At 60.3% G+C, this 8,540-nt stretch carries 6 protein-coding genes; all 6 read left to right on the top strand.

Annotated features, from left to right (window positions below; translation table 11 throughout):
- Positions 1–200: 200 nt before the first annotated feature.
- The 6 genes from AC07N8_RS29360 to fabI are packed head-to-tail and all read left to right on the top strand — an operon-like array spanning position 201 to position 8,380.
- Complete coding sequence (locus tag AC07N8_RS29360; RefSeq protein WP_493144860.1) at positions 201–2,015, top strand: extracellular solute-binding protein; 1,815 nt, start codon at positions 201–203, stop codon at positions 2,013–2,015.
- Entirely contained in the window at positions 2,012–3,853 is a 1,842-nt protein-coding gene (locus AC07N8_RS29355; RefSeq protein WP_483844084.1) for an extracellular solute-binding protein, read from the top strand. The genes AC07N8_RS29360 and AC07N8_RS29355 overlap by 4 nt, the downstream gene beginning before the upstream one ends.
- A gap of 4 nt (positions 3,854–3,857) precedes the next feature.
- Positions 3,858–4,931 carry a microcin C ABC transporter permease YejB gene (locus AC07N8_RS29350; protein WP_027923384.1) on the top strand — a complete coding sequence of 358 codons (1,074 nt, stop codon included), beginning with the start codon at positions 3,858–3,860 and terminating at the stop codon, positions 4,929–4,931.
- 1 nt (position 4,932) lies between these two features.
- Complete coding sequence (locus tag AC07N8_RS29345; RefSeq protein WP_493144851.1) at positions 4,933–5,952, top strand: ABC transporter permease; 1,020 nt, start codon at positions 4,933–4,935, stop codon at positions 5,950–5,952.
- A gap of 1 nt (position 5,953) precedes the next feature.
- Positions 5,954–7,561, top strand: coding sequence for an ABC transporter ATP-binding protein (locus tag AC07N8_RS29340; RefSeq protein ID WP_493144853.1), 1,608 nt, complete (start codon positions 5,954–5,956; stop codon positions 7,559–7,561).
- A 24-nt stretch (positions 7,562–7,585) separates the two neighbouring features.
- Entirely contained in the window at positions 7,586–8,380 is a 795-nt protein-coding gene (gene fabI / locus AC07N8_RS29335) for an enoyl-ACP reductase FabI (RefSeq protein WP_077749640.1), read from the top strand.
- Positions 8,381–8,540: the final 160 nt, after the last annotated feature.

Genomic DNA, 8,540 nt, shown 5'->3' with positions numbered 1-8,540 from the left:
CATTCAACATTGATGTTGGCTGACACTCCGCTTTCGCGAGCAGGCTCGCTCCCACAGGTTCTGCGCTCGATCAAACCTTCGTGCCAGCAATTATCAGCGCATTAACCCCCTGTCTTTTTCCTGTCGATACAAGCTGTTACTGTACGGGCCACAATGCCCAAGCCGCCTGGATCGGATCTGACTTGAAGCGTCCCCTCCTCCTGCTCCTGATCAGCCTGGCCTTCAGCTCCTGCGCAAGCGCGACAATCAGCGAAAGCCACGGTTATGCGCAGTTCGGCACGCTCAAGTACCCGGCCCGATTTACCCACTTCGACTGGGTCAACCCGCAAGCGCCCAAGGGCGGTACGTTGCGGGTGATGGCGTTTGGCACCTTCGATACGCTCAACCCTTACACCTTCAAGGGCTCTAGCCCGGTTTCCACCCCCAATTTCCTGCAGTACGGCATCAACGAGCTCAATGAGCCACTGATGGTCGGCACCGGCCAGTACGCGCCGTCCGGCGACGAGCCGACCTCGAGTTATGGCCTGATCGCCCAGTCGGTGGAGTACAGCGAGGACCGCAGTTGGGTGGTGTTCAACCTGCGGCCCGAAGCGCGGTTCCACGACGGTTCCCCGATTACCGCGTACGACGTCGCGTTCTCCTACCGCTTGTTGCTCAAGGAAGGTCATCCGCAGTACCGCACCAGCCTCCAGGAAGTCGCGCGGGTCGATATCCTCAATCCGCAGCGCATTCGTTTTGTGTTCAAGCGCGCCGGCAATCCCTTGCAGATCCTGCGCCTGGGTGAATTACCGGTGATGTCCCGGCATTACTGGAAAGGTCGCGACTTCAAGGCGACCACCTTCGAGCCGCCGCTGGGCAGCGGGCCGTATCGCATCACCTCGGTGACGCCTGGGCGGCAGATCGTTTTCGAACGGGTCAAGGATTACTGGGGCAAGGACCTGGCGGTCAATCGCGGCAAGTACAACTTCGATCGCATGGAAGTCGAGTTCTACCGTGACAGCGATGTCGCCTTCGAAGCGTTCAAGGCCGGCGAGTTCGACGTTTACATCGAGCATCAGGCGAAGAACTGGGACAACGGCTACAACTTCCCGGCAGTACGCCGCGGCGACGTGATCAAGGCACAGATCCCGCATCAGATCCCGACCCAGAGTCAGGGTCTGTTCATGAACAGCCGACGCCCGACCTTCGCCGAGACCAAAGTCCGCGAAGCCCTGGGGCTGATGTTCGATTTCGAGTGGACCAACCGCACGCTGTTCAGCGGCGCCTACAAGCGCGCCATGAGTTACTACCCCAACAGTGAGTTCGAAGCCACCGGGCTCCCGGTCGGCCACGAATGGCTGATGCTCAAGCCGTACCGCGAGCAGTTGCCCGCCAAGCTCTTCACCGAGCCGTTCAGCCTGCCGCACACCGACGGCCGCGGCATCCCCCGGGAAACCCTGCGCAAAGCCCTTGGGCTGCTCGCTGAGGCCGGCTGGAAGCTCAATGGCCAACGATTGCAGAATGCCGCCGGGCAACCGCTGCGATTCGAGATCCTGCTGGTCAACCCGAACCTGGAGCGCATCCTCCAGCCCTACGTCGAAAACCTCGCGAGCATTGGCATCGATGCACGGCTGCGTACTGTCGACCGCGCGCAGTACAAGCAGCGCCTCGATCAGTTCGATTTCGACATGATTCTGATGACCCTCAACCAGACCCTCAGCCCGGGCCTGGAGCAGTGGCAGTATTTCCATTCCAGCCAGGTCGGGGTCAAGGGCAGTAAAAACTACGCCGGCATAGTCAACCCGGTAGTCGATCACTTGCTCGAACAATTGCTCGCCGCCCAGACTCGCGACGAACAAGTCGCCGCCGGCAAAGCCCTTGACCGCGTGCTGCTGTGGCAGCACTACATCATTCCCAACTGGTACCTCAATTATCATCGCCTGGCCTACCGCAACCGGTTGGCCTTTGTGACCACGCCGCCCTACACCCTGGGCCTGAGCGCGTGGTGGCTGAAGTCTTCGGAGAAAGATCAATGAAACCCGTACGCACCCTGCTGTTGCAGGCCAGCGGCCTGCTGTTCGCCGGGCTGGCCTGCGCCGCCCCGCAACACGCGGTGACCCTCTACAACGAGCCGCCAAAGTACCCGGCCGATTTCAAGCATTTCGACTACGTGAACCCGGATGCGCCCAAGGGCGGGATCTTTCGCCAGGCCGGTTTCGGTGGTTTCGACAGCCTCAACCCGTTTATCAGCAAAGGCGTGCCGGCCGATGACATCGGCATGATCTACGACACCCTCGCCCGGCAAGGGCTGGACGAACCGTTCACCGAATACGGCCTGGTCGCCGGCAAAATCGAGAAAGCCCCGGACAACAGTTGGGTGCGTTTCTACCTGCGCCCTGAAGCACGCTTCCACGACGGCCATCCGATTCGCGCCGAAGACGTGGTGTTCAGTTTCCAGATGCTGACCAAGGACGGCGCGCCGCTCTATCGCGGTTACTACAACGACGTCGAGGAAGCGGTCGCCGAAGACCCGCTCACCGTGTTGTTCAAGTTCAAGCACTCCAACAACCGTGAATTGCCGCTAATCCTCGGCCAGTTGCCGGTATTGCCCAAACACTGGTGGGCCACCCGCGATTTCAACAAGGGCAACCTGGAAATGCCGTTGGGCAGCGGCCCGTACAAGGTCAGCGAAGTGAAGGCCGGACGCTCGATTCGCTATGAGCGGGTCAAGGATTACTGGGGCAAGGATTTGCCGGTCAATCGCGGGTTCTACAACTTCGACGTGATGACCACCGATTACTACCGCGACAACACCGTGGCGCTCGAAGCGCTCAAGGCCGGGCAGTTCGATTACTGGCTGGAGATGACCGCGAAGAATTGGGCCAATGCCTACAACGTCCCGGCGGTCACCGAAGGCCGCTTGATCAAGGAACAGATCCCCAACGGCAACCCCACCGGCATGCAGGGTTTCGTGTTCAACCTGCGTCGCCCGGTGTTCCAGGACGTGCGCGTGCGCCAGGCCCTGACGTTGTTGCTGGACTTTGAATGGACCAACAAGCAATTGTTCAACAGCGCCTACGCGCGCACCCGCAGCTATTTCGAGAACTCGGAAATGGCCGCCACCGGCCTGCCGGATGCCGATCAGCTGGCGATCCTCGATCCGTTTCGCGGCAAGATCCCCGAGCAAGTCTTCAGCGAAGCCTTCGCGAACCCGACGACTGACGGCAGCGGCATGATTCGCGACCACCAGCGCCAGGCCTATCACCTGCTGCAAGAGGCTGGCTGGCGGATCGTCGACGACAAAATGGTCGACGCCACCGGCAAACCGGTAACCATCGAGTTCCTGCTGGCCCAGACCGAATTCGAGCGCGTGCTACTGCCGTTCAAGCGCAACCTCAGCGACCTCGGGATCGACCTGGTGATCCGCCGCGTCGACGTCTCGCAGTACATCAACCGCGTGCGCTCACGGGACTTCGACATGATCGTCGGCAGCTTCCCGCAGTCCAGTTCCCCGGGTAACGAACAGCGCGAATTCTGGATGTCCGCCGCTGCCGACAAACCCGGCAGCCGCAACTCCATGGGCCTCAAGGACCCGGTGGTGGACCAACTGGTCGAGCAACTGATCAACGCCGATTCGCGTAAAAGCCTGGTGGCCCATGCCCGCGCACTGGACCGCGTGCTGCAATGGGGTTATTACGTGATCCCCAACTGGCACATCAAGACGTGGCGCGTGGCGTACTGGAACCACATCGGTCATCCGAAAATTTCACCCAAGTACGACATCGGCATCAACACCTGGTGGGTCAAGCCAGACGCGACACCGGCGATAGAAGTCGAAACCAAACTGCAAGCCGACCCTGCGGGCACGGAGTAATCAGATGCTGGCGTATATTTTTCGGCGACTGCTGCTGATCATTCCGACCTTGTTCGGCATCTTGCTGATCAACTTCGTGATCATCCAGGCTGCGCCCGGCGGCCCGGTGGAGCAGATGATCGCCAAGCTCGAAGGCTTCGAAGGCGCCACCAGCCGCATCGCTGGCGGCGGTGCCGAAGTGTCGGTGGCCGGTTCCGCCTATCGCGGCGCGCAGGGCCTGGACCCCGCCTTGGTGAAAGAAATCGAGCACATGTACGGCTTCGACAAATCGGCGCCGGAACGTCTGTGGATCATGGTGAAAAACTATGCATCGCTGGACTTCGGCGACAGCTTCTTTCGCGATGCCAAGGTGATCGACCTGATCAAGGAAAAGATGCCGGTGTCGATCTCCCTCGGCTTGTGGAGCACGCTGATCATGTACCTGGTGTCGATCCCGCTGGGGATCGCCAAGGCGACGCGGCACGGCAGCCACTTCGATGTCTGGACCAGTTCGGCGATCATCGTCGGCTACGCGATCCCGGCGTTCCTGTTTGCGATCCTGCTGATCGTGGTGTTCGCCGGCGGCAGCTATTTCGACTGGTTCCCGTTGCGTGGACTGACCTCGAATAATTTTGCCGAACTGAGCATGGGCGGCAAAATCCTCGACTACTTCTGGCACCTGGCCTTGCCGGTGACGGCGCTGGTGATCGGCAACTTCGCGACCATGACCCTGCTGACCAAAAACAGCTTCCTCGACGAGATCAACAAGCAGTACGTGGTCACCGCCAAGGCCAAAGGCCTGACCCGTCACCGTGTGCTGTACGGCCATGTGTTCCGCAATGCGATGCTGCTGGTGATCGCCGGGTTCCCATCGGCGTTCATCGGGATTTTCTTTACCGGCTCGTTGCTGGTGGAAGTGATTTTCTCCCTCGACGGCCTCGGCCTGATGAGTTTTGAAGCGGCGATCAATCGCGATTACCCGGTGGTGTTTGGCACGCTGTTTATCTTCACCTTGCTCGGACTGGTGGTGAAGCTGATCGGCGACCTCACCTACACCTTTGTCGATCCGCGCATCGACTTCGAAAGCCGGGAGCATTGAGATGAACCTGTCCCCGCTCAATCGACGTCGCTTCGAACTGTTCAAGGCCAACAAGCGTGGCTGGTGGTCGCTGTGGCTGTTTCTGCTGCTGTTCGGCCTGAGCCTTGGCGCCGAGCTGATCGCCAACGACAAACCGCTGGTGGTGCGTTACGACAACAGCTGGTACTTCCCGGCGCTCAAGCGCTACCCGGAAACCACCTTCGGCGGCGAATTCCCGCTGGAAGCCAATTACAAGAGCCCGTACATCCGCGAATTGCTCAAGGCCAAGGATGCCTGGGTGCTGTGGGCGCCGATTCCGTTCAGCTATCAAAGCATCAACTACGACCTGAAAGTCCCGGCCCCGGGTCCGCCGTCGGCGGATAACCTGCTGGGCACCGACGATCAGGGGCGCGATGTGTTGGCGCGGGTGATCTACGGCTTCCGGATTTCGGTGTTGTTCGCCCTGACCCTGACCATTCTCAGTTCGATCATCGGCGTGATTGCCGGGGCCTTGCAGGGTTTTTATGGCGGTTGGGTGGACCTGGCCGGGCAGCGTTTCCTGGAAATCTGGTCCGGCTTGCCGGTGTTGTACCTGCTGATCATCCTCGCCAGTTTCGTGCAGCCGAACTTCTGGTGGCTGTTGGGGATCATGCTGCTGTTTTCCTGGATGAGCCTGGTGGACGTGGTGCGCGCCGAGTTCCTGCGCGGGCGCAACCTCGAATACGTGCGCGCGGCGCGGGCGCTGGGGATGCAGAACGGTGCGATCATGTTCCGCCACATCCTGCCCAACGCGATGGTCTCGACCATGACGTTCATGCCGTTCATCTTGACCGGCGCCATCGGCACCCTGACCGCGCTGGATTTCCTCGGCTTCGGATTGCCGCCCGGCGCGCCGTCGCTGGGTGAGCTGGTGGCCCAGGGCAAATCGAACCTGCAAGCCCCATGGCTCGGCATCAGCGCATTTGCGGTGCTGGCGCTGATGTTGAGTTTGCTGGTGTTTATCGGCGAGTCCGCTCGCGATGCCTTCGACCCGAGGAAGTGAAATGAATCAGGACAATCTGATCGAAGTGCGCGACCTGTCCGTCGAGTTTGGGATCGGCGAGCGTGCTCAGCGCGTGGTCGAAGGCGTGAGCTTTGATATCAAGCGTGGCGAAACCCTGGCGCTGGTCGGTGAAAGCGGTTCCGGCAAATCGGTCACCGCCCACTCGATCCTGCGGCTGCTGCCCTACCCGCTTGCACGGCACCCGTCCGGGACTATCGAGTACGCCGGGAAAAACCTGCTGAACATGGGCGAGAAATCCATCCGCCATATCCGTGGCAACCGGATTGCGATGATCTTCCAGGAGCCGATGACCTCGCTCAACCCGCTGCACTCCATCGAAAAGCAGATCAACGAGGTGCTGGGCATCCACAAGGGCCTGATCGGCAAAGTGGCGACCAAGCGCACCCTGGAACTGCTGGAGATGGTCGGGATTCCCGAACCGGAAAAGCGCCTGAAAGCCCTGCCCCATGAATTGTCCGGCGGCCAGCGCCAGCGGGTGATGATCGCCATGGCCCTGGCCAACGAGCCGGAATTGCTGATCGCCGACGAGCCAACCACCGCGCTGGACGTGACCGTTCAGCTGAAAATCCTCGAATTGCTCAAGGAATTACAGGCCCGCCTGGGCATGGCGCTGCTGCTGATCAGCCACGATTTGAACCTTGTGCGAAGAATTGCGCATCGCGTATGTGTCATGCAGCGCGGTTGCATCGTCGAACAGGCATCGTGCGAAGAGTTGTTCCGCGCGCCGCAGCATCCGTACACTCGGTTACTGCTGGCAGCGGAGCCCAGCGGCACGCCGGCGACCAATGTTATCGGGCCGCCATTGCTGCAAGTCGAGGACTTGAAAGTCTGGTTCCCGATCAAGAAAGGACTGCTGAAAAAGACCGTTGACCACATCAAAGCGGTGGACGGGATCAATTTCAGCCTGCCTCAGGGGCAGACCTTGGGGATCGTCGGTGAAAGCGGTTCGGGCAAATCAACGCTCGGCCTGGCGATTTTGCGGTTGATCGGCAGCAAAGGCGCGATCCGTTTTGAAGGCAAGCAGCTAGACTGCCTGACGCAGAACGAAGTTCGTCCGTTGCGCCGCGAGATGCAAGTGGTGTTTCAGGACCCGTTCGGTAGCCTGAGCCCACGGATGTGCGTGAGCCAGATCGTTGGCGAAGGCCTGCGGATCCACAAGATGGGCACCGAGGCGGAGCAGGAACAGGCGATTATTGCAGCATTGAAGGAGGTAGGTCTGGATCCGGAAACCCGGCACCGCTACCCCCACGAATTTTCCGGCGGGCAACGGCAGAGAATCGCCATTGCCCGGGCATTAGTGCTAAAACCGGCGTTGATTTTGCTGGACGAGCCGACGTCGGCCCTCGACCGCACCGTACAACGCCAAGTGGTGGAGCTGCTGCGTTCACTGCAAACCAAGTACAACCTGACGTATTTGTTTATCAGCCATGACCTGGCTGTCGTCAAAGCGCTGAGCCACCAGCTGCTGGTGGTCAAGCATGGCCAAGTGGTCGAACAGGGAGACGCGCAAAGTATCTTTGCCGCCCCCCAACATCCGTATACACAGCAGTTGCTGGAAGCCGCTTTCCTGGCACCAGCCACTGCGTAATAACCTGAAAGAGAGGAGCAACACATGGGTTTTCTCGCCGGTAAGCGCGTACTGATCGTCGGTGTCGCCAGCAAGCTGTCCATCGCATCCGGCATCGCTGCCGCCATGCATCGCGAGGGCGCTGAGCTTGCCTTCACTTATCAGAACGACAAACTCAAGGGTCGTGTCGAAGAGTTCGCCCAGAGCTGGGGTTCCAACCCTGACCTGTGCTTCCCGTGCGACGTGGCCAGCGATGAAGAAATCGCCAAGGTCTTCGTTGAACTGAGCAAGAAGTGGGACGGCCTGGACTGCATCGTGCACTCCGTCGGCTTCGCCCCGGGCGACCAACTGGACGGCGACTTCACCGAAGCCACCACCCGTGAAGGTTTCCGCATCGCTCACGACATCAGCGCCTACAGCTTCGTGGCCCTGGCCAAAGCTGGTCGCGAAATGATGAAAGGCCGCAACGGCAGCCTGCTGACCCTGTCGTACCTGGGCGCCGAGCGCACCATGCCTAACTACAACGTCATGGGCATGGCCAAGGCTTCGCTGGAAGCTGGCGTGCGTTACCTGGCCGGCTCCCTGGGCCCGGACGGCACCCGCGTCAACTGCGTATCGGCTGGCCCGATCCGCACCCTCGCCGCTTCCGGCATCAAGAACTTCCGCAAGATGCTGGCTGCCAACGAAGCGCAAACCCCGCTGCGTCGCAACGTCACCATCGACGAAGTCGGCAACGCCGGCGCCTTCCTGTGCTCGGACCTGGCGTCCGGCATCAGCGGCGAAATCATGTACGTGGACGGTGGTTTCAACACCACTGCGATGGGTAGCCTGGAAGAGTGATCTTCAGCTAGCCAATAAAAAACCCGCCAATTTCAGGCTGTGTGAAAACACACTGATGGTGGTTCCAGCAAACGCCCCGACTAGTTCGGGGCGTTTGCTTTTGTGCTCACAGCAGACGAAAAAAGGCTTTTCAGCCCATCAACGCCATCAACTGACGTGC

Source organism: Pseudomonas sp. GW821-FHT10C09, assembly GCF_059415465.1.
The sequence above is the reverse complement of the archived record's forward strand: the minus strand, read 5'-3'. Positions and strand labels throughout refer to the sequence as shown.

What these genes read in the sequence shown, in the direction of transcription:
- AC07N8_RS29355 (WP_483844084.1), top strand. Translation starts at nt 2,012, where the DNA reads ATGAAACCCGTACGCACCCTGCTGTTGCAGGCCAGCGGCCTGCTGTTC.
- AC07N8_RS29350 (WP_027923384.1), top strand. Translation starts at nt 3,858, where the DNA reads ATGCTGGCGTATATTTTTCGGCGACTGCTGCTGATCATTCCGACCTTG.
- AC07N8_RS29345 (WP_493144851.1), top strand. Translation starts at nt 4,933, where the DNA reads ATGAACCTGTCCCCGCTCAATCGACGTCGCTTCGAACTGTTCAAGGCC.
- AC07N8_RS29340 (WP_493144853.1), top strand. Translation starts at nt 5,954, where the DNA reads ATGAATCAGGACAATCTGATCGAAGTGCGCGACCTGTCCGTCGAGTTT.
- fabI (WP_077749640.1), top strand. Translation starts at nt 7,586, where the DNA reads ATGGGTTTTCTCGCCGGTAAGCGCGTACTGATCGTCGGTGTCGCCAGC.